Source organism: Neorhizobium sp. BT27B (assembly GCF_050455485.1).
Classification (GTDB): domain Bacteria; phylum Pseudomonadota; class Alphaproteobacteria; order Rhizobiales; family Rhizobiaceae; genus Neorhizobium.
The window spans coordinates 425,946-444,425 of sequence record NZ_JBCIYT010000001.1; the positions used below are offsets into that span (position 1 = coordinate 425,946).

Annotated in this window: 22 protein-coding genes and 1 tRNA gene; 9 read left to right on the forward strand and 14 right to left on the reverse strand. The window is 60.4% G+C overall.

Annotation, left to right across the window (positions count from 1 at the left end; all coding sequences use genetic code 11):
- The first annotated feature begins 43 nt into the window (after window positions 1-43).
- The 4 genes from AAIH70_RS02230 to AAIH70_RS02245 all read left to right on the forward strand — a co-directional run bounded on the left by AAIH70_RS02230 (window position 44) and on the right by AAIH70_RS02245 (window position 1,067).
- Window positions 44-337 carry a DNA-binding protein gene (locus AAIH70_RS02230; RefSeq protein WP_132273169.1) on the forward strand — a complete coding sequence of 98 codons (294 nt, stop codon included), beginning with the start codon at window positions 44-46 and terminating at the stop codon, window positions 335-337.
- A gap of 123 nt (window positions 338-460) precedes the next feature.
- Window positions 461-610, forward strand: a complete 150-nt coding sequence (locus tag AAIH70_RS02235) for a hypothetical protein (protein WP_165931982.1) — start codon at window positions 461-463, stop codon at window positions 608-610.
- 111 nt (window positions 611-721) lie between these two features.
- Window positions 722-910: a hypothetical protein gene (locus AAIH70_RS02240; protein ID WP_132273168.1), complete on the forward strand. Its 189-nt coding sequence runs from the start codon at window positions 722-724 to the stop codon at window positions 908-910.
- A gap of 80 nt (window positions 911-990) precedes the next feature.
- Window positions 991-1,067, forward strand: a tRNA-Pro gene (locus tag AAIH70_RS02245).
- A gap of 151 nt (window positions 1,068-1,218) precedes the next feature.
- Here the strand turns inward: AAIH70_RS02245 and AAIH70_RS02250 are convergent.
- From AAIH70_RS02250 to AAIH70_RS02280, 7 genes are all read right to left on the reverse strand, one after another.
- Window positions 1,219-1,701 (reverse strand): BA14K family protein, encoded by a 483-nt coding sequence (locus AAIH70_RS02250; RefSeq protein WP_132273167.1) that lies wholly within the window; start codon window positions 1,699-1,701, stop codon window positions 1,219-1,221.
- A gap of 143 nt (window positions 1,702-1,844) precedes the next feature.
- Complete coding sequence (locus tag AAIH70_RS02255) at window positions 1,845-2,381, reverse strand: MerR family transcriptional regulator (protein ID WP_132273166.1); 537 nt, start codon at window positions 2,379-2,381, stop codon at window positions 1,845-1,847.
- Window positions 2,382-2,511: 130 nt separating this feature from the next.
- On the reverse strand, window positions 2,512-2,850 hold the full coding sequence (locus AAIH70_RS02260; RefSeq protein ID WP_112728403.1) for an integration host factor subunit alpha: 339 nt from the start codon (window positions 2,848-2,850) through the stop codon (window positions 2,512-2,514).
- A gap of 152 nt (window positions 2,851-3,002) precedes the next feature.
- The gene (locus tag AAIH70_RS02265) at window positions 3,003-3,974 is read right to left on the reverse strand and encodes a beta-ketoacyl-ACP synthase III (protein WP_132273165.1); all 972 of its coding nucleotides are present in this window, start codon (window positions 3,972-3,974) and stop codon (window positions 3,003-3,005) included.
- A gap of 16 nt (window positions 3,975-3,990) precedes the next feature.
- The gene (gene plsX, locus AAIH70_RS02270) at window positions 3,991-5,040 is read right to left on the reverse strand and encodes a phosphate acyltransferase PlsX (RefSeq protein WP_132273164.1); all 1,050 of its coding nucleotides are present in this window, start codon (window positions 5,038-5,040) and stop codon (window positions 3,991-3,993) included.
- A 96-nt stretch (window positions 5,041-5,136) separates the two neighbouring features.
- A complete protein-coding gene (locus AAIH70_RS02275) occupies window positions 5,137-5,703 on the reverse strand; it encodes a YceD family protein (RefSeq protein ID WP_132273723.1) in 567 nt (188 codons plus the stop codon).
- On the reverse strand, window positions 5,703-6,263 hold the full coding sequence (locus AAIH70_RS02280) for a ubiquinol-cytochrome C chaperone family protein (RefSeq protein ID WP_132273163.1): 561 nt from the start codon (window positions 6,261-6,263) through the stop codon (window positions 5,703-5,705). The genes AAIH70_RS02275 and AAIH70_RS02280 overlap by 1 nt, the downstream gene beginning before the upstream one ends.
- A 229-nt stretch (window positions 6,264-6,492) precedes the next feature.
- Here AAIH70_RS02280 and AAIH70_RS02285 point away from each other — a divergent pair, with 229 nt between their 5' ends.
- Entirely contained in the window at window positions 6,493-7,017 is a 525-nt protein-coding gene (locus tag AAIH70_RS02285) for an outer membrane protein assembly factor BamE (protein ID WP_132273162.1), read from the forward strand.
- Between the two features lie 76 nt (window positions 7,018-7,093).
- On the opposite strand, the gene AAIH70_RS02290 is transcribed toward AAIH70_RS02285, so the two are convergent.
- From AAIH70_RS02290 to ribH, 4 genes are all read right to left on the reverse strand, one after another.
- The gene (locus AAIH70_RS02290; RefSeq protein WP_132273161.1) at window positions 7,094-9,232 is read right to left on the reverse strand and encodes a sodium-translocating pyrophosphatase; all 2,139 of its coding nucleotides are present in this window, start codon (window positions 9,230-9,232) and stop codon (window positions 7,094-7,096) included.
- 246 nt (window positions 9,233-9,478) lie between these two features.
- Window positions 9,479-10,714: an MFS transporter gene (locus AAIH70_RS02295; protein WP_132273160.1), complete on the reverse strand. Its 1,236-nt coding sequence runs from the start codon at window positions 10,712-10,714 to the stop codon at window positions 9,479-9,481.
- 14 nt (window positions 10,715-10,728) lie between these two features.
- On the reverse strand, window positions 10,729-11,208 hold the full coding sequence (gene nusB, locus AAIH70_RS02300) for a transcription antitermination factor NusB (RefSeq protein WP_132273159.1): 480 nt from the start codon (window positions 11,206-11,208) through the stop codon (window positions 10,729-10,731).
- A gap of 4 nt (window positions 11,209-11,212) precedes the next feature.
- Window positions 11,213-11,665 (reverse strand): 6,7-dimethyl-8-ribityllumazine synthase, encoded by a 453-nt coding sequence (gene ribH, locus AAIH70_RS02305; RefSeq protein ID WP_132273158.1) that lies wholly within the window; start codon window positions 11,663-11,665, stop codon window positions 11,213-11,215.
- Between the two features lie 278 nt (window positions 11,666-11,943).
- On the opposite strand from ribH, the gene AAIH70_RS02310 reads away from it, so the two are divergent.
- Together AAIH70_RS02310 and AAIH70_RS02315 are read left to right on the forward strand one after the other, a co-directional pair.
- Complete coding sequence (locus AAIH70_RS02310) at window positions 11,944-13,245, forward strand: PQQ-dependent sugar dehydrogenase (protein WP_132273157.1); 1,302 nt, start codon at window positions 11,944-11,946, stop codon at window positions 13,243-13,245.
- Window positions 13,246-13,459: 214 nt separating this feature from the next.
- Complete coding sequence (locus AAIH70_RS02315) at window positions 13,460-13,753, forward strand: hypothetical protein (RefSeq protein ID WP_132273156.1); 294 nt, start codon at window positions 13,460-13,462, stop codon at window positions 13,751-13,753.
- 12 nt (window positions 13,754-13,765) lie between these two features.
- On the opposite strand, the gene AAIH70_RS02320 is transcribed toward AAIH70_RS02315, so the two are convergent.
- Together AAIH70_RS02320 and AAIH70_RS02325 are read right to left on the reverse strand one after the other, a co-directional pair.
- Window positions 13,766-14,347, reverse strand: a complete 582-nt coding sequence (locus AAIH70_RS02320; protein WP_132273155.1) for a thymidine kinase — start codon at window positions 14,345-14,347, stop codon at window positions 13,766-13,768.
- A gap of 86 nt (window positions 14,348-14,433) precedes the next feature.
- Window positions 14,434-15,351 (reverse strand): DMT family transporter, encoded by a 918-nt coding sequence (locus AAIH70_RS02325; RefSeq protein WP_132273154.1) that lies wholly within the window; start codon window positions 15,349-15,351, stop codon window positions 14,434-14,436.
- Between the two features lie 248 nt (window positions 15,352-15,599).
- On the opposite strand from AAIH70_RS02325, the gene AAIH70_RS02330 reads away from it, so the two are divergent.
- Both AAIH70_RS02330 and AAIH70_RS02335 read left to right on the forward strand, forming a co-directional pair.
- On the forward strand, window positions 15,600-15,890 hold the full coding sequence (locus tag AAIH70_RS02330; protein ID WP_132273153.1) for a hypothetical protein: 291 nt from the start codon (window positions 15,600-15,602) through the stop codon (window positions 15,888-15,890).
- Window positions 15,891-16,028: 138 nt separating this feature from the next.
- The gene (locus AAIH70_RS02335; RefSeq protein ID WP_132273152.1) at window positions 16,029-16,439 is read left to right on the forward strand and encodes a hypothetical protein; all 411 of its coding nucleotides are present in this window, start codon (window positions 16,029-16,031) and stop codon (window positions 16,437-16,439) included.
- A gap of 88 nt (window positions 16,440-16,527) precedes the next feature.
- On the opposite strand, the gene AAIH70_RS02340 is transcribed toward AAIH70_RS02335, so the two are convergent.
- On the reverse strand, window positions 16,528-18,471 hold the full coding sequence (locus AAIH70_RS02340; RefSeq protein ID WP_281033568.1) for a methyl-accepting chemotaxis protein: 1,944 nt from the start codon (window positions 18,469-18,471) through the stop codon (window positions 16,528-16,530).
- Between the last annotated feature and the right edge of the window lie 9 nt (window positions 18,472-18,480).

Consider the following 18,480-nt stretch of genomic DNA (forward strand, 5'->3'; position numbering starts at 1 on the left):
GCGCAAGCCTTGACTTCGCTGCGATCGTCTCCAGTTTCCCCTGATGCTGACAGTTTCCCAACTCCGCGCCGGGCGCGCCATGATCGGTCTGACGGTGGACGAGCTTGCCGCCCTCACCGGCCTTTCCGCCAGCGACATTTACGAAGCCGAAAAGGGTGAGACGTTCTCTGACGCCTTGCTCGCCAGCCGGCTGCAATCGGCACTCGAAAGCCGCGGCATCGTGTTTCTGGCCGCCGGCCAGGAAGATGCTTCGATTGGACCCGGCATCCGCCTGCGCAGTGGAACTGCCGACGAAGGTCTTCGTCCCGAGCGGCTGAATGCGACCAACGACGACTGACACTCGTCCCTCGCGTAAATCTTTCATCATGCTGGAACATTTTGGCACGACCGCCGTTGTCGCGGGCAAATTGTGTAACGCATGTCGCGCCATTTACCGCGTCAATGCCAAAGGAGTAATCGCATGTCCCGCAATAACGGCCTCTACCTCATCATCGGCGCACTCATCATCGCCGTGGTCGGGCTTGGCGCTTACGTCGTCAACGAAGAGAGCAAGCCGAAGGGCGTCGAACTCAGCATCGGACAGGACGGCGTGAAGGTCGAAGAAAACTGATCGCCTGGACGGCTGTCATCCGCATTTTACGAAAATGCTCTAAACTCCCCGGAACAAAATGCGCGGATCGTCGTTGACGCCGCGCATCACAATAAGAAATGCGGGAACTTCATGAGCACACATCTCTCCGGACAATCCATCGAAAGCAATACAGTCCGCAAGGTCTGGAACGTCAGTGAATTCGCCAAGCGCTATCGCCTTGACGACAGGGAAGAGAACCGTCTCGTACGGCTGCTTGGGCAATTTGCATCCGAGCAGGAGTTGCTGATGAACGCCACCCGCGCGCCGCTTTACCGCTGAACTATTTGCAATCGTGGCGATTTGCTCTTGCGTGCATCGTGGCGAGCATTTATGGAGGTCTTGCCTCGCAAGAGGCAGGTCGGGGCGTAGCGCAGCCCGGTAGCGCACTTGACTGGGGGTCAAGGGGTCGCAGGTTCAAATCCTGCCGTCCCGACCAATTAAACTCTTGATGTTCCCCAGCAAAATTTCAAATCTTTAAAATCCTCTTCGTGAACCGCGGAAGCAACTAACCGTTTTCAGTTGCTGATCCTGATCACAAAAAAACGGCCCGCTTTCGCGAGCCGTTTCTTTGATGATTCGAGTTCACCTCAGTAAGGCGAATAGCACCGCTGGCGCGGGCCGTTATAGGGCTGGAACGTGTTGTCATATGCCCGGTACGAGCGATAGCGGTTGGCACACCACTGTGTGTGCGAGCTTGCGCCCTGGTAATATCGCGGTGCCGGTGCATAACGCGGCTGCGAGTTGGCAATGGCGCCGCCGACGATCGCGCCAAGCGCAAGACCACCGATTATGGCACCCGCGTTGTTGCGGTGATGGCGGCGGTAATAGCGGTTACCGTAACGACGGTCGCGGTCCCAGCGGCGGTCGCGATCCCAGCCACGACCACGATCCCAGCCGCGGCCGCCATGGCGCCATTCACGCCGGTCACCCCAATACTGGACAGTCTGAACATCCGTCGTCTGCTGCTGCTGAACCTTAGGCGCAGATGCTACCGACGGGAAAGCCTGTGCAGGTGCGACACCCATAAATGCCGTTGCAACAGACAGGGCGATGATCGCGAGTTTTTTCATTTTCATCTTCCTCACCTAGCTATTTGATGAGGATATGGTCGCTTTTTGGCGATGAACCAGCGGTGAACGAACAAAAAAACGTGTTCACACCATCGGGAACTCCACGTGAACTCGAAAATAGACTTCCGTTTTTGTAAAATCCGTCAGCGGACCTGATCGAGCAGCCGCTTGCATTCGAGAAGGTCGAACAATGCTTCCTGAAGCAGCGCCCGGTCTTCCTTGCCGACGGAACTCTTGCCGACGGAGATTTCCGGCAGATCGTCGCCTCCCCCGCCGAAACCGAAGAAGCGACCGCTCGGCTTGGCCTTGGGGCGGCCGACAATCTGGTCTTCGTCGGGATTGGCGACCCGCGGTTCGGCGGCGGCCTTTTCGCCATTCGCCGCCATGATCGCTTCCATCGTGGCGAGATCGCCGGATGCGATGGCGGAGACGAACTTGTTGCCGTTTGTCTTCAGAAGCTTCTGCACGCCCTTGATCGTATAACCGTGATCATAGAGCAGGTGCCGGATGCCCTTCAGAAGATCGATATCGTCGGGACGGTAATAACGGCGCCCGCCGCCACGTTTCATCGGCTTGATCTGCGGAAAACGGGTTTCCCAGAAGCGCAGCACGTGCTGCGGCAGGTCGAGATCGTCTGCGACTTCGCTGATGGTGCGAAAGGCGTCAGGGCTCTTGTCCAAGGGGCTCGTCTCCGGCGGCATGCCGCATACACCAAAGGGGCAGCAGCAGTTTCACGATTCGTCACATAACAACGGTTCGGGCGCCCGGTTTCAAGCACCCGCTCACGTTTGCCACAGGAGATGCGGAAGGTCAGGCTGCCGGGTTGGCAGGCTTCTGCTTGTTCTTGCGCTGGGTGTGGGCTTTGAGAATACGCTGCTTGAGCACGTTCGAGGCCTTGAAGGTCATCACGCGGCGTGGCGAGATCGGCACTTCTTCACCCGTCTTCGGATTGCGGCCGATACGCTCGTTCTTGGCGCGAACCTGAAAAGTCGCGAAAGAAGACAGTTTTACCATCTCCCCGCGCACGATCGCGTTGCAGATTTCGTCGATGACGGTTTCGACAAGCTCAGCAGATTCCGTCCGAGAGAGCCCGACCTTGCGAAAAACCGACTCCGCCAAATCTGCTCGCGTCACTGTCTTACCGGCCATGACCCCCGCCCATCAGAAATTATTGTTATCAAAGCAGAAGGGAGCTTATGTTTCTTGGCGGCGGCGGTCAAGCGTCTGCTTCCATTCGCTTATCCGTCGCTTGGCTAAGGTATCTCCCGTTTCTTTTACGCATATGGGGCGCTGTCTGCAGATTACCAGCGGACGAGCAAGGCACCCCAGGTAAAGCCACCACCCATGGCTTCCAGCATGACCAGATCGCCCTGCTTGATACGGCCATCACCGGCGGCGACGGAGAGTGCAAGCGGGATGGAAGCGGCCGACGTATTGCCGTGCATATCGACCGTCACCACGACCTTTTCACCCGGAATGCCGAGTTTCTTGGCCGAACCATCGATGATGCGGCGGTTGGCCTGGTGCGGCACCAGCCAGTCCAGCGTTTCGGCCGTCGTGCCGGTGGCTTCGAAGGCAGCTTCGATGACGTCGGTGATCATGCCGACGGCGTATTTGAAGACTTCGCGGCCTTCCATGCGCAGATGACCGACGGTGCCTGTCGAGGACGGGCCGCCATCGACATAGAGCTTATCCTTGTGCGAGCCGTCAGAGCGCAGATGCGCGGTCAGCACGCCGCGATCGGAAATCGCGCCCTCGCCTTCCTGCGCTTCCAGAACCAGCGCGCCGGCGCCATCACCGAACAGCACGCAGGTGGTGCGGTCGTTCCAGTCGAGGATGCGGGAAAATGTTTCGGCGCCGATGACCAGCGCACGCTTGGCAAGGCCGGCGCGCAAATGCGCATCAGCCGTCGCCATGGCGTAGACGAAGCCCGTACAGACGGCCTGCACGTCGAAGGCATAGCCCTTGGTCATGCCGAGGCGGTGCTGGATGTTGACGGCAGTCGCCGGAAAGGTGTTGTCCGGCGTCGAGGTGGCGACGATGACGAGGTCGATATCGTCGGCCGTCAGGCCGGCGCGCTCGAGGGCGGCGCGGGCCGCTGCCTCGCCGAGCGAAGCGGTCGTTTCGCCTTCCCCGGCGAGATATCGCTGCCGGATGCCGGTGCGCTGAACGATCCACTCGTCCGACGTTTCGACCATGCCTTCCAATTCGGCATTGCTGACAACCCGTTTCGGAAGCGCTGCCCCGAAACCGCGTACCACTGAACGGATCATGCTTTCTGTCCTGTCCTCACGCAGCTTCTTCTGGGCCCTGATCGGGCTGATGCTTGGCGTGATATGTTTTCAAGTCCTGCGCGATCTTTTCGTTCAGGGCGTTTCTGACCATGTCGTAACCGACGTCGATCGCGGCGGCATAACCTTCCGCATCGGTGCCGCCATGGCTTTTGATGACGATGCCGTTCAGGCCGAGGAAGACGCCGCCATTGACCTTGCGCGGATCCATTTTTTCGCGAAGGCGATCGAAAGCGCCCTTGGCGAACAGATAACCGATCTTGGCCAGCAGCGTGCGCGACATGGCGGCGCGCAGCAGTTCGGCGATCTGGCGGGCAGTGCCCTCGGCAGTCTTGAGAGCGATATTGCCGGTAAAGCCTTCGGTTACGACGACGTCGACCGTGCCCTTGCCGATATCATTGCCCTCGACGAAACCGCGATAATCGATGGTGGTGAACCCAGCTTCGCGAATCAGGCGACCGGCTTCCTTGACATCTTCCTGGCCCTTGACCTCTTCGACGCCGACATTGAGCAAGCCGACGGTCGGGCGCTCGATCTCGAACAGGGCGCGCGCCATGGCGCCGCCCATGACGGCGAAATCGAGAAGCTGCTGGGCATCCGCACCAATGGTGGCGCCGATATCGAGCACGATGCTTTCGCCGCGAAGCGTCGGCCAGATGCCGGCGATGGCCGGGCGATCGACGCCATCGAGCATGCGCAGGCAGAGTTTCGCCATCGCCATCAAGGCGCCAGTATTGCCGGCCGAGATGGCGACATCCGCCTCACCCTGCTTCACGGCATCGATGGCGCGCCACATGCTGGAGACGTTGCGGCCGCGACGCAGAGCCGCTGACGGCTTTTCGTCCATGGCAACGGCGACATCGCAATGATGGAAGACCGATTTTTCGCGCAGTTTGGGATGCTGGGCGATAAGTGGCTCGCAGACATCCTTCTGGCCGTAAATCAGAAACATTGCCTCGGGATGACGCTCGAGCGCCTTGGCGACGCCCGGTATGACGACCGAAGGTCCGGCATCGCCACCCATGGCATCGATTGAGATTCTGATCACGCTTGGTTTTTTCCTTCTGTTTCGCCTCAGGCGAAATCGCGGCCAAAACAATAAATTTCGGCTCGCATATAACTCAATTATGTCGAAAGCGAAACGCTACTGCCCGTTTTTCCAGTCTTTCAGGGCAGCGAAGGGCGATGGGCGCTTGCTGACTTCTTCATCGCCCATTTCGATATGATCGGCAAATTCCGCACCCTGCTTGCGCGGATAGGGATCAATGGCCAGCGCCACGAACTCGCTGATGATGGGGCCAACGTCGAGCGTATCGCCGGCAAAGGTTTCCGGAAGGTCCGGACCATCGGGATCGAGCACCATTTCAGCCGTCGTGCCGGTGGCGACGCGGGCAAGCTTTGAGCCTTCCGGCACAAAAATCTGCTCAAATTCCTCTTCGATCCTGGTTTCGATCGGATCAAGCGTCACCACGCATTCCTGCGTCAGTCTGGCGCTCACCTTGCCCCTGACGCGGATACCGTCGCGCTTCCAGCGATTGATCTGCAATTCGGCCGAAAGCGCTTCGACCGAAACGACCTTCCACGCCTTGGCAAGTTCAACCAGCTCGCGATTATCGGCCTCGGCCTTGACCGAGATGGCATTGGTCGAGACGTGACCAACCTTGACGCCGTAGGAGAAAGGCGGCTTTTCTTCGTGAATATCGTTCTGCATCATGCCTCGCTTCCCGGCCTGCGCAACTGCGCATTTCCACGGGAAATATCTTGTTCATCCAGAGCCGCAAGATCGGCGTCTGCCTTGCCCATCCAGCGCGCCAGACCATCCATGGCCACAGGCGTCGGGGCGGGCGCGCCCTCTTGCGTTTCAGGGTATATATTCCGTCTCAGCGCTTCCGCCAATGCCGTCTCGTCTTTTGCGTCGAGCGCTGCGGCATAGGCTTCAAGACGACCATAAAACATGCCGGCCAGTTTTTTCATGCGTTTGGGCACGCCCTGGTCGCCGATCCCGAGTTCGCGAATGGAATGATCGATATCCTGAAAGAAGGCATCGACGATTTCCTGCGCGATTTCCTGCCCGCTGCGCGGCGATGTCCGGGTGCGACGAAAAAACAGGATCATCACGATCGACAGCATTTCGAACCGACCCATGACGGTGTCCGGCACGCCAAGATCGGTATAGAAATACGGATCGCGCGCGGCGGCGGTCAGCGTCGCATATTGCCGGTCGACAATTGCGCGGTTCTGGTTGTTTTTTCCGAACAGACCGAAAAACATGAGAAATCCCGTCAAACATCGCCAGCAAAAGCGCCCGTCCGGATGGCGGCCGTGTTGCATGCAAACGAAAGCTGGTTTACCGAAGCAGGCACGAATTGCAACGCCGTTCAGCGGAACGCGGCAAAGCGACACCCAAGTGGCCGTGGACGACCAAGGTTATGGTCCTGTTCGCGGAATAGCCACAATGCTGTGTGTAGCAGGGGAGCCGGTTTGCGGCGAGGTGGAAGACATGAGGACTGGTGTGAAGAAGCGCGTTTACGGGCCCGACATGAAACTGATGAACAAGACCGCAATCGCGCTCGTCATCGCAACGCTTGGCCTTTCCGGCTGCACCACGGGTATCGGCGATACGATCTATAGCGGTTATGTCGTCGACAAGCAGGCGCTCGATCTGATCCCCGTCGGCTCAAGCCGCGAACAGGTCATGCTCAGCATGGGCACGCCGTCGACCACGGCAACCTTCGACAACGAAGTCTTCTATTACATCTCTCAGGTTCGCCGCCGCAGCGCCGCCTTCATGAAGCCGCGCGTGGTCGACCAGACCGTTGTTGCCGTCTATTTCAACAAGGATGGCGTCGTTGATCGCCGCGCCAGCTATACGATGCAGGACGGCAAGGTGTTCGACACCATCTCGCGCACCACGCCGACAGGCGGCAAGGATCTGACCTTCCTGCAGCAGCTGCTGACCGGCGGTTCCGGACCGGGTGCAGCCGCAGCCGCTGCCCGCAACATATTCCAGCAGGCACAGCCGTAACCACGGCTTGAAGCTTCAAGGAAAAGCCCGCGAAACCATATGGTTCGCGGGCTTTTTTGTGTTTTCGATTCGCTGTTCAGTGGGCGAGGATTGCCAGCAGGAGAAGAGCGACGATGTTGGTGATCTTGATCGCCGGATTGACGGCCGGACCCGCTGTATCCTTATAAGGGTCACCGACCGTATCGCCAGTCACCGAAGCCTTGTGGGCATCGGAGCCTTTCAGGTGGCGCTGGCCGTCCTTGTCGACAAAACCATCCTCGAAGCTTTTCTTGGCGTTGTCCCAGGCGCCACCACCCGAGGTCATCGAGATCGCCACGAACAGGCCGTTGACGATGACGCCGAGCAGCGAGGCGCCGAGGGCGGCAAAGGCCGAAGCCTTGGAGCCGGAGATCAGAAGCACGCCGAAATACACGACAACGGGTGCGAGAACCGGCAGCAGCGACGGGATGATCATCTCGCGAATGGCGGCCCGCGTCAGAAGATCGACGGCACGGCTATAATCCGGCTTTTCCGTGCCCTGCATGATGCCCGGCTTTTCGCGGAACTGGCGACGGACTTCCTCGACGATCGAGCTCGCCGCTTTTCCCACCGCCGTCATGGCGATGCCGCCGAACAGGTAGGGAATGAGGCCGCCGAAGATGAGGCCGGCGACGACGTAAGGGTTGGACAGACTGAAGGAAATGTCGCCAATGCCCTCGAAATACGGATATTGCGACGGATTGGCGGCGAAGAACTGCAGGTCGTTGGAATAGGCGGCGAACAGGACGAGCGCGCCGAGACCGGCTGAGCCGATGGCATATCCCTTGGTGACAGCCTTGGTGGTGTTGCCGACCGCATCGAGCGCATCGGTTGCCTTGCGCACTTCCGGCGGCAGGCCAGACATTTCGGCGATGCCGCCGGCATTGTCGGTGACCGGGCCAAAGGCGTCGAGCGCAACGATCATGCCGGCAAGGCCGAGCATGGTGGTAACGGCGATGCCGGTACCGAACAGGCCGCCGAACTGGTAGGTGGCTATGATGCCACCGCAGATGACGATGGCCGGCAGTGCTGTCGATTCGAGCGACACGGCAAGCCCCTGAATAACGTTGGTGCCGTGACCGGTGACCGACGCCTGCGAGATGGAATTGACCGGGCGCTTGTTGGTGCCGGTATAATATTCGGTAATCACCACGATCAGTGCCGTGACGATCAGGCCGATAATGCCGCAGACGAACAGGTTGCCGCCGGTAATATCCTGACCGGCGACGGTGCCGATCGAACCCCAGCCGACGGTGACGGCAGTGGCGGCCGCAAGGCCTGCAATCGACAGCAGGCCGGTTGCGATCAGGCCCTTGTAAAGAGCGCCCATGATCGAGCCGTTGGGGCCGAGGCGCACGAAGAACGTGCCGACGATCGAGGTCAGGATGCAGACCGCGCAGATGGCCAGCGGATAAAGCATGGCGGCACCAAGCGTCGGCGTGCCGGTGAAGAAGATCGCAGCCAGAACCATGGTGGCGACGACGGTGACGGCATAGGTCTCGAACAGGTCGGCCGCCATGCCGGCGCAATCGCCGACATTGTCGCCGACGTTATCGGCGATGGTGGCCGGGTTGCGCGGATCGTCTTCCGGAATACCGGCTTCGACCTTGCCGACGAGATCGCCGCCGACATCCGCGCCCTTGGTGAAAATGCCGCCGCCGAGGCGGGCAAAGATGGAAATCAGCGACGCGCCGAAGCCGAGCGAAACGAGTGCATCGATGACGGTGCGCGAACCGGGTTCATGCCCGAGGCCCGCCGTCAGGATGGCAAAATAGATGGAGACGCCGAGAAGGGCGAGCCCCGCCACAAGCATGCCGGTGATGGCACCGGATTTGAAGGCGATGTCGAGGCCGGCGGCAAGGCTGACGGACGATGCCTGCGCGGTGCGGACGTTGGCGCGCACCGAGACATGCATGCCGATAAAGCCGGCAGCACCCGACAGCACGGCACCGATGACGAAGCCGAAAGCGGCAAGGCCGGTCAAAAGCAGCCAGACGGCAACGGTGACGACGGCGCCGACAATGCCGATGGTGATGTACTGGCGGGTGAGATAGGCCTGTGCGCCTTCGCGAATATAACCTGCGATTTCCTGCATGCGGGCATTGCCCTGATCTGCGGCGAGAACCGATCGTGTCGCCCAGACGGCGTAGACGATCGATAGAAATCCGCAGATGATTACCCCTGTAAGCACTGTCATTCGTTTTTCCTCTCCAAAAAACGCAACGCCAAATATGCATAGGTATGGCGGGCAGAAACGCCCGGTCGCTGCACCCTCCCCTCCCAAGGACGGCAAAGCAGCGCGACCGGGAGATTGCTGTGCGCGCGAAGGTGCGTCAAGCCCTCGTGCACAACCGTCCGGGAGCGGATGCGTCATGCGAGGTCGAGCAGGCTGTGATGTCGTTGATGATCGTCAGGCAGGCGCTGACTGCGATGCCGGGACAGTTCAGGCCGGCTGGCGGCGCTGTAGCCTCAGAAGGTTGAGAACCAGAAACAGGCAGGCGATTGCCACCGGCCAGATGGCGAGGTTCATGACCGACCAGCCAAAGGCGGTGAAAACCTTGCCGGAGGAAAACGAGGCAAGTGCCACGGCGGCGAACAGGACGATATCGTGAAACCCCTGCACCTTGTCGGCTTCCGACGGGCGATAACTGGAGGCGACGATGGCGGTCGAGCCGATAAAGCCGAAGTTCCAGCCCACGCCCAGCAGCACCAATGCGGCCCAGAAATTCCACAGCTCAACGCCCATATGGGCGACAACCGCACAGGCCATGAGGATGAAAAGCCCGGCGATGACCAGCTTTTCCGCACCGAAACGGGAGATCAGCATGCCGGTGAAAAAGCTTGGCGCGAACATGGCAAGCACATGCCACTGAATGCCGAGTGTGGCCATTTCGGTGGGGAAACCGCAGCCGATGACCATGGCGAGCGGTGCGCCGATCATCACGAAATTCATCAGCGAATAGGTGCCGATGCCACAAAGCATGCCGGTGAGGAAGCGCGGCGTGGCGACGATCTGCCGCAGCGGACGGGCCTGTTCGGCATGGCCTGACGGGGCTGTAGGCGCCGGAAGCTTCAGGAAAAACAGAATGCCGATCGACAGAATCGCCAGCGGCACGATGGCGAGAAAGGTGCCGGCGAAGGTGAAGGGCTCAAAGATATCCTTGGCCCAGATGGCCAGTTGCGGACCTATGACGGCGGAGACGACCCCTGCCCCGAGAATCCACGAGATCGCTTTGGCCTTAAAAAAGGACGGCGAAGCATCGGCAGCGGCAAAGCGGATTTTCTGGGTAAAGCCGCCGCAGGTGCCGATCAGCGTCAGCGCTGCGGCAAACAGCCAGAAATCGCCGCGCAACAGGGCAACGGTGGCAAGCGCGCCACCCATGGCACCGATGATAGCACCGAACATGAAGGCATGCTGCCGGCCGAGGCGGCGGGCGAGAATGGCGATCAGCACAGCGCCGAGCAGCGTACCGATATTGAAGCCGGTGACCGGCAGCGTCGCCAGCGACTTGTCGAGGCTCAACAGCTGATAACCGGCAAGCGAGCCGATCGAAATCGTCAGCGGCGCAATGGAGCCGAGAATGGCCTGTGTACCGGAGAGAATGAAAACGTTGCGTCTGGCGGTTTTCAGCTGGCCTTCGAGACCATGCGAACTACCGGTTGCCCCAGACGCATCCATCTTTTTCTTCCCCGTTACTTTCTGGTGTCGCCCCGGATCTGTTTTGCGAGACGATCGAGAACCGCGTTGACGATCTTGGGTTCTTCACCCTCGAAGAAGGCCTGAGCGATTTCGACATATTCCGTTACGATGACCGCGACTGGAACGTCCTTGCGTTCGATCAATTCGAACGTGCCGGCACGCAGCATGGCGCGCAGGGTCGAATCGAGACGCGACAGCGGCCAGTCTTCCTGAAGCGCGGAACGCAGCATCGGGTCGATCTTTTCCTGATCGCGGACGACGCCGGCGACGATGGAGCGGAACCACGAAGCATCGGCCTTCAGGTAGGTATCGCCGTCGAGTTCCTGGCCGAGGCGGTGCGCCTCGTATTCGGCGACGACTTCGAGCACGCCGGTGCCGCCGATATCCATCTGGTAAAGCGCCTGAACGGCGGCAAGACGGGCAGCGCCGCGCTGGTTTGCCGGCTTGACCGGCTGGTCGAGATCACGTGCCATCGTATCAGCCCGCCAGCTTTTCGCGCAGGGCGATCATGGTGAGTGCGGCGCGGGCGGCAAAACCACCCTTGTCCTTGTCCGAACGGCGCACGCGGGCCCAGGCCTGCTCATCGTTTTCAACGGTCATGATGCCGTTGCCGATGGCGAGCGATTCCGACACGGCCAGATCCATCAGCGCACGCGAGGATTCGTTGGCAACGATATCGAAATGGTAGGTCTCACCACGAATGACCATGCCGAGCGCGACAAAGCCGTCGTAGAACTTGCCGTCGTTTTCAGCTGCATCGAGCGCCATGGCAATCGCCGGCGGGATTTCGAGCGCACCGGGAACGGTGATCACATCATAGGTGGCGCCGGCAGCGGTGATGGCAGTGGTGGCGCCATCGAGCAGCGCATCGGCCATGTCGTCGTAAAAACGCGCCTCGACGATCAGAAGATGAGGGTTTTCCGTAGGCATTTGCGATGTCCTGATAATGAAGGCGACGCACGCGCGCCGCGAATTGGCCGGGTCAAACCATGTCACACGCTGATTGGCAAGCCTTTTTAGCCATGGCTGCCCCGTACTCTCTGCATGCTTGCGCTTTGGCAAGACGGTTGGCAAGCGCATTCGATGTGGCTTCGAACGGAGCGGCGTCCGCCCCTGGTGATAATTCTCCCCATCCTCTGGTTATGCCCGGAAAAAGGCATTAGCTTCCGGCTCCGACCTATGTTTCTCCGCAAATCCTGAGGCAACCCATGGCCGAACCTTCTCTTTTTGCCCGTTTTGTCGCTCTTGTCGGCCAATGCGCCGTGGCCATTCGCCATTCGGGCGATGGCTTGCGGCAGCCGGTCTACGGCACGACGCCGGCCATTCCGGTCGCCAAGCCGCAGGGCAAGATACCGACGCTGAAAATGCCGACCGCCAGGGGCTGGGAAGGCGACCACAAGCCGACGGCCGCCAAGGGGTTGAAGGTCAACGCGTTTGCGCGCGGTCTGGTGCATCCGCGCAATATGCATGTCCTGCCCAATGGCGATGTGCTGGTGGCGGAATCGATGGGCGAGCGGGGCACGCCACGCGGCCTGTTCGAACATGCGATGTCGGCGACAATGCAGCGGGCGGGCGCTGCCGGCGAAAGCGCCAACCGGGTGACGCTGCTGCGCGATGCCGATGGCGACGGCGTGGCCGAGCAAAGTTTTGCCTATATCGAGAACGTGCGGCAGCCTTTTGGCATCGCGCTGGTCGGCGAGACACTTTATGTCGGCGCCAGCGATGCGCTGCTGGCCTACCCTTACGAGGCGGGCGCCACAAAGATCACACAGGCCGGCAAAAAGCTGATGGATCTGGTGCCCGGCGGGCACTGGACGCGCAATCTGATCGTCAGCCAGGATGGGACCAAGCTTTACGTGGCCGTCGGATCACTGACAAATATCGCGGATGGCGGCATGGCGGTGGAAGAAAACCGCGCCTGCATTCACGAATACGATCTCGCAACAGGCCAATCGCGCATTTTTGCCGGTGGCCTGCGCAATCCCGTCGGCATGGCGTTTGAGCCCGAGAGCGGCATGCTCTGGACCGTCGTCAACGAGCGCGACGGGCTGGGTGACGAGACGCCGCCCGACTATCTGACATCGGTGCGTGACGGCGGCTTTTACGGCTGGCCCTTCTGTTACTGGGACCGGGTGGTGGACGACCGCGTGCCGCAGGACACCGCAAAGGTGGCCGCAGCGCTGCAGCCCGACTATGCGCTGGGCGGGCACACGGCGTCGCTGGGGCTTTGCTGGCTGCCGGAAGGAACATTGCCGGGCTTTCCGTCGGGCATGGCGATCGGCCAGCACGGCTCGTGGAACCGATCGAAACTTTCCGGCTACAAGCTGGCCTTCGTCGCCTTCGAAAACGGCAAGCCGGTCGGCCTGCCGCGCGACATTCTGAGCGATTTTCTCTCGCCCGACGAAAAATACTCCTATGGCCGCCCGGTCGGCGTGGCGCTGGCCGCCGATGGCGCGGTGCTGATGGCGGATGATGTCGGGGATGTGATCTGGCGCGTGACGGCAGCGTGAGGGAGGAAGGCAGTCATTTTACAAACTCCAGCCATCGATCCTGCGCAATCCATGGTCAAAACGCAGTTGTCGCAACCGTTATCGATTGCCCGCCATCCGTGAATGCGCAAGACTTGTCCTTCATCAACGCGGCACTAGAAACAAATGCGGTCGACTGACATTCTTCTAAAGCCCACAGTCGCACCGAATGACAACACCGAAGGAGATTTCCTGGATGAGTGCCAAACTTGGCCCGCATGTACAAATGGTCAAACTCGCTCGCGAGATGGCGCTGAGATACCAGAAGGACAAGAACCTCTCGCTGGAGCCGTTTTTGTCCCACTATCTGGACGAGGTCGATGTCAATATTGCTTCCGATACTTTCGACCATCTGGGCTTCATGGAAAGTATCCGCGATGAAATTCAGCCGGGGCCGCAGGTTGCTGCCGATGATCGCCGGACAGCGTTTTTACGGGCCGCTGCCGAGGCGCTCGATGCGCGGGCTGAACGGCATGAACTGGAAGGCTGAAACTTTGCCGGTCTATTCGCCGCTCATCTTTTCTTCCCAGTGGCGGCGGCAGAGCGAGACGTAACGGTCATTGCCGCCGACTTCCACCTGCGCGCCTTCTCGCACCACCTCGCCATCCGCACCGACGCGCACGACCATCGTCGCCTTGCGGCCACAATGGCAGATGGTGCGGACTTCGCGCAGCTCGTCGGCGATCGCCAGCAGTTCGTGCGAACCGGGAAAAAGCTTGCCCTGAAAATCGGTGCGCAGGCCATAGGCCATCACCGGAATGCCGATACGATCCGACACGCGGGCAAGCTGCCACACCTGCTCGGCCGACAGGAACTGCGCCTCATCGATGAAAACGCAAGTGATAGGCTCTTGGCCGTGCATCACCTCGATCTGGGCGTAAAGATCGTCGCTGGCGCGGAAAGGGATGGCTTCAGACGACAGGCCGATGCGCGACGCCACCTTGCCGGTTCCGGCGCGATCATCGAAGGCGGCGATGAAAATCACCGTGCGCATGCCGCGCTCCCGGTAATTGTAGGAGGCCTGCAAGAGCATGGTCGACTTGCCGGCATTCATCGTCGCGTAGTGGAAATAGAGCTTGGCCATGCCGGTGTTTTGGTCCGTACCGGCGACGGTTGAAAGATGGCCGGCGCAAAAACCACAGGAAATTGCAACCGGCCGGGGCTCCGCCCTCAGCCGTGGCTGGAATTGTTGGGCACCAGCGGCTGCTCGTCCTTCACCTTGGCGCGGTGGAAGATGAACAGGCCGGAAAGCACGATGATGGCGGCACCCACGAGTGTGTGTATCTCGGGAAACTCCCCAAAAAACGCCCAGCCGAATACGATAGCCCAGAGCAGCAGCGTATATTGCAGCGGTGCCAGAACCGAGGCCGGTGCCAGTTTCAGCGAGCGGGTGATCATCAGATGCGCCGAGCAGGACACCACGCCGAGCAGAAGCAGGGCGAGCAGCTGTTCCAGACTGAACGGAACCCAGGTGCCGATACAAAGAACAGCACCGGTGACGAGGCAGCCGAGTGTCTGCCAGGTGACGAGCGTGGTATCGGAGGTGGAGCGCAAAACGCGGCCGAGCACCATGGACAGCGCGAATGACAGGCTGCCGACCAGACCAAAAATGGACGGCCAGGACAGCATCGCTTCCGACGGGCGCAGCGCGACCAGAACACCGATAAAACCGATGGTAACGGCCAGCCAGCGGCGCCAGCCGATACGTTCACCCAGCAGGAAATGCGAGATTGCCGCCACATAGATCGGGCCGGCCATGTAGAAGGTCATGACATCGGCGAGCGGCAGATAGACCACTGCGGCATAAAACAGGCCGGTATCAGCCGTCGCCATGACGACGCGGGCAAGCTGCAGATGCGGCTTCTCAACCGTGACCAGGGAGGAGAGCGGACGGCGGGCGAGCATCGGGCCGAGCACGAAAAAGGCGCCGAACGAGCGCATCAGCAGGACCTGTCCCACGGAAAAGCTGGCAACCAGCCATTTGCCCATGGCGTCGTTCAAGGCGAACATGAGAATGCCGACGAGCATCAGGGAGATGCCGACCAGAACGGCGTTGCCGCCGACGGCCGAAGCCGCTGTTTTATTCATGACAGGAAGGCGCTCCAGGACGCCGGTTGCGACACGGTTTCAGGGCAAGGACGTTTTACGGTTTGCCGGCCGTTTCGACGCTTATTTTATCGGCGGCTGATACTCCGCTTGCGGGGCCGCCGCAAGGGGGATTAATGAGGCGAGAAGACGCAGTAAAGAGCCGATCGGTCCAGCAAGGTCAGCTATCTGTCATACTTGTGCAGTCATTATCGAATCCCCAGTTACCGGAAAACCCTCAGGAGATTTGATTGTCCGACTTCATCAGCTACCTCTTCGCCATCTTCGTCGTCACACCGTTGCAGGCGGAGTTGAGCGATCGGCTGCCAACGCCTGAGCTGATGGATGCGGCAAGGACTTGTATCACCAGCGAAGGCCCTCGCCTGTTGCAGATGGCGCAGGACAACTGGGGCTGGGCTGCGGCCAATGGCCTTGGCGTCGCTTTCGGCATGGTCGATCCGGTGACGCTGTTGTCCAACGAAGACGAAAACTGCCGCCTGGTGCGCGTGGCGCTGGAAAATAAAGATAGCGCCGACGCCTGATATTACCTTGATACCCTGCCCGTCCGGCAGGGTATTCTTCCCCTATTTGTCAATGTGCAAGAAATACGGCTTGCAGAACCGACATGTTCTCCTAGTTTCCCCGACCGTTATGCATTGTTTTGATCACGGGGTTGGGAAATGAGACTTTTTTGCCTTTCGCTGGCAGCAGCAGGTTTGATGGCGGGAGCCGCCAGTGCTGCCACCTGCGACACGAATTTCAAGGTCAGCGGCGTGCCGATGCTGTCGGCGATGAGCTACCGCACTTTCGAAGTGTTTCCGAAGGCGAAGGCGCCGGCCATGCTGCAGAAGCTGGCGCAGGCCGTATCCGCCGAAGGATTTGACGGCGTGAAGATCGATAAGGGCCTGTCCTCAATCAACGCCTTTCAGGAAACCACCGGTTCCGGCCGCATCCAGACGCTGCGGGTTGTTGCTCGCCAGCAGGGCGCCAATGTGCGCGTCGATGCCATTTTCGACATTCAGGCCGGTCAGGTAACCGACAAGAAAATCGTGCGCGAAGGCCTTTGCAACATTCTGGCCGGCGCCCACTAAGCTTCTGGCATTTCTTAAAAAATAAAAGGCCGGACGAGCGATCGTCCGGCCTTTTGCGTTATTCAAAATCGCTTGTGAAAAGTCCTTATCAAAATTCTTCCCAGGCATCGCCAGAGGGCGCGGCGGCGACAGCTGCCCTACCGCCGGAAACGCGACGCGCCAGATTGTTGACCATCTGGCGGGCGGGAGATGCGACCGGGCGCGAGGCATGCGATGCGGCCTGCGGTGTAGCGGCCGCACCGCTGCCGAGGTTGAACTGGCCGAGCAGATGCGTGAGTGCTGCGGCTTCGCTGGCGAGGCCGTGGCTGGCGGCGTTGGATTCCTCCACCATCGCGGCATTCTGCTGGGTGCTCTGGTCCATGGCATTGATGGAGGTGTTGATCTCCTGAATGCCGGTGGCCTGTTCGCGCGCGGCCTCGATGATGGCGCGCACCAGCGTGGAGATTTCCTTGACCTCGTCCTGAATGGCTTCCAGCGCTTCGCCGGTTTCACCAACCAGATCGACACCGGTGCGGACGTGGTTGCCCGACTTGCCGATCAGCACCTTGATCTCGCGGGCGGCAGTGGCAGAACGCTGGGCAAGCTCGCGAACTTCCTGGGCGACAACGGCAAATCCCTTGCCGGCTTCCCCTGCCCGTGCGGCCTCGACGCCGGCGTTCAGAGCCAGCAGGTTGGTCTGGAAGGCGATATCGTCGATGACGCCGATGATGCTGGAGATTTCACTGGAGGAGGTTTCGATTTCTTCCATGGCGGAAACCGCCTTGCGGACGACGTCACCGGAACGTTCGGCTTCGGTGCGGGCCTTCTCGACCAGCACGCCGGCTTCTTCAGCACGCTTGGCGCTATCGCGTACGGTGGTGGTGATTTCCTCAAGGGCTGCAGCTGTTTCTTCCAACGAGGCTGCCTGCTTTTCCGTGCGCTTGGCCAGATCGTCGGCGGCAGAGCGGATTTCGTCGGCACCCGAGGAGATGGCCGTGGCATTGCCGCCAACCGTCTTCAGTGTCGCCTGCAGTTTTTCCAGCGAGCCGTTGAAATTGCCGCGCAGCATGTCGAGGTGATCGACGAACGGCTGGTTGATGCGATAGGCGACATCGCCATCCGACAGACGCTGCAGCCCAAGCGCCAGCGCATCGACCGCAATTTTGGTGTCGGCGGCATCCTTGGCCTTGGCGGCGTCGCGGGCGCGGGTTTCCTGTTCCGACTGGCTGCGGCCGGCATCGGCTTCGCGGGTCAGGCGGGCGCTTTCAAGTGCCTGGCCACGGAAAATGGACACGGCCTTGGCCATCTGGCCAACGGCATCCTTCCGGCCTTCGCCCGGAATTTCAGCGGCGGTATCACCTTCGGACAGCGACACCATGCGGGCATTCAGACGATTGATCGGGCCGACGATGCTGACAGTGGCGATATAGAGGCCGAACAGGACAACGGCCACGATGGCGAGACCGAGAGAAACAAGACCGGTCGTGATGGTGGCGCCGGTTTCGCCATGCAGCTCGGCGGTGCCGGCATCGACTGCCTTCATCAATTCATCGTTGCCATTGGCAAACAGCGGCAGTGTCGCCATGACCTTGGCGCCTGCTTCACGCATGACGGTACGGGCCTGCACCGTCTGACCGGCCTGCGCGAGTTCGATAACGCGCTTTCCCATCTGGTCGAATTCATCCACCGCCTTCAACATGGCAGCGACTGCCGGACCGCGCGTCGGCACCAGTTCGGCCGTCTTGTTGACGCGTTCCTTCATCAGGACGAAGTCGCCCTGGTATTTCTTGACCGCAGCGGCGAATTCAGGCGAAGCCGGATCGTTGACCAGCATGAGGCCGAGCTGAAAGCCCATCTGCAGCAGACCACCGGTAGCGCGTGCGTTGAGCGTCGCGGCCATGCTCTCGTGGCTGATGAAATTCGTGTAACGCGTGTCTGCATCCCTGAACTGGGCACTGACATAGGCGAGGCCGGCGAAGGCGATAACGCCCATCAGGGCGATCAGCGCAACGATCTTGGTGCGGATCTTTGCATTATCGAGATATTGCAACATGGCGGGTTC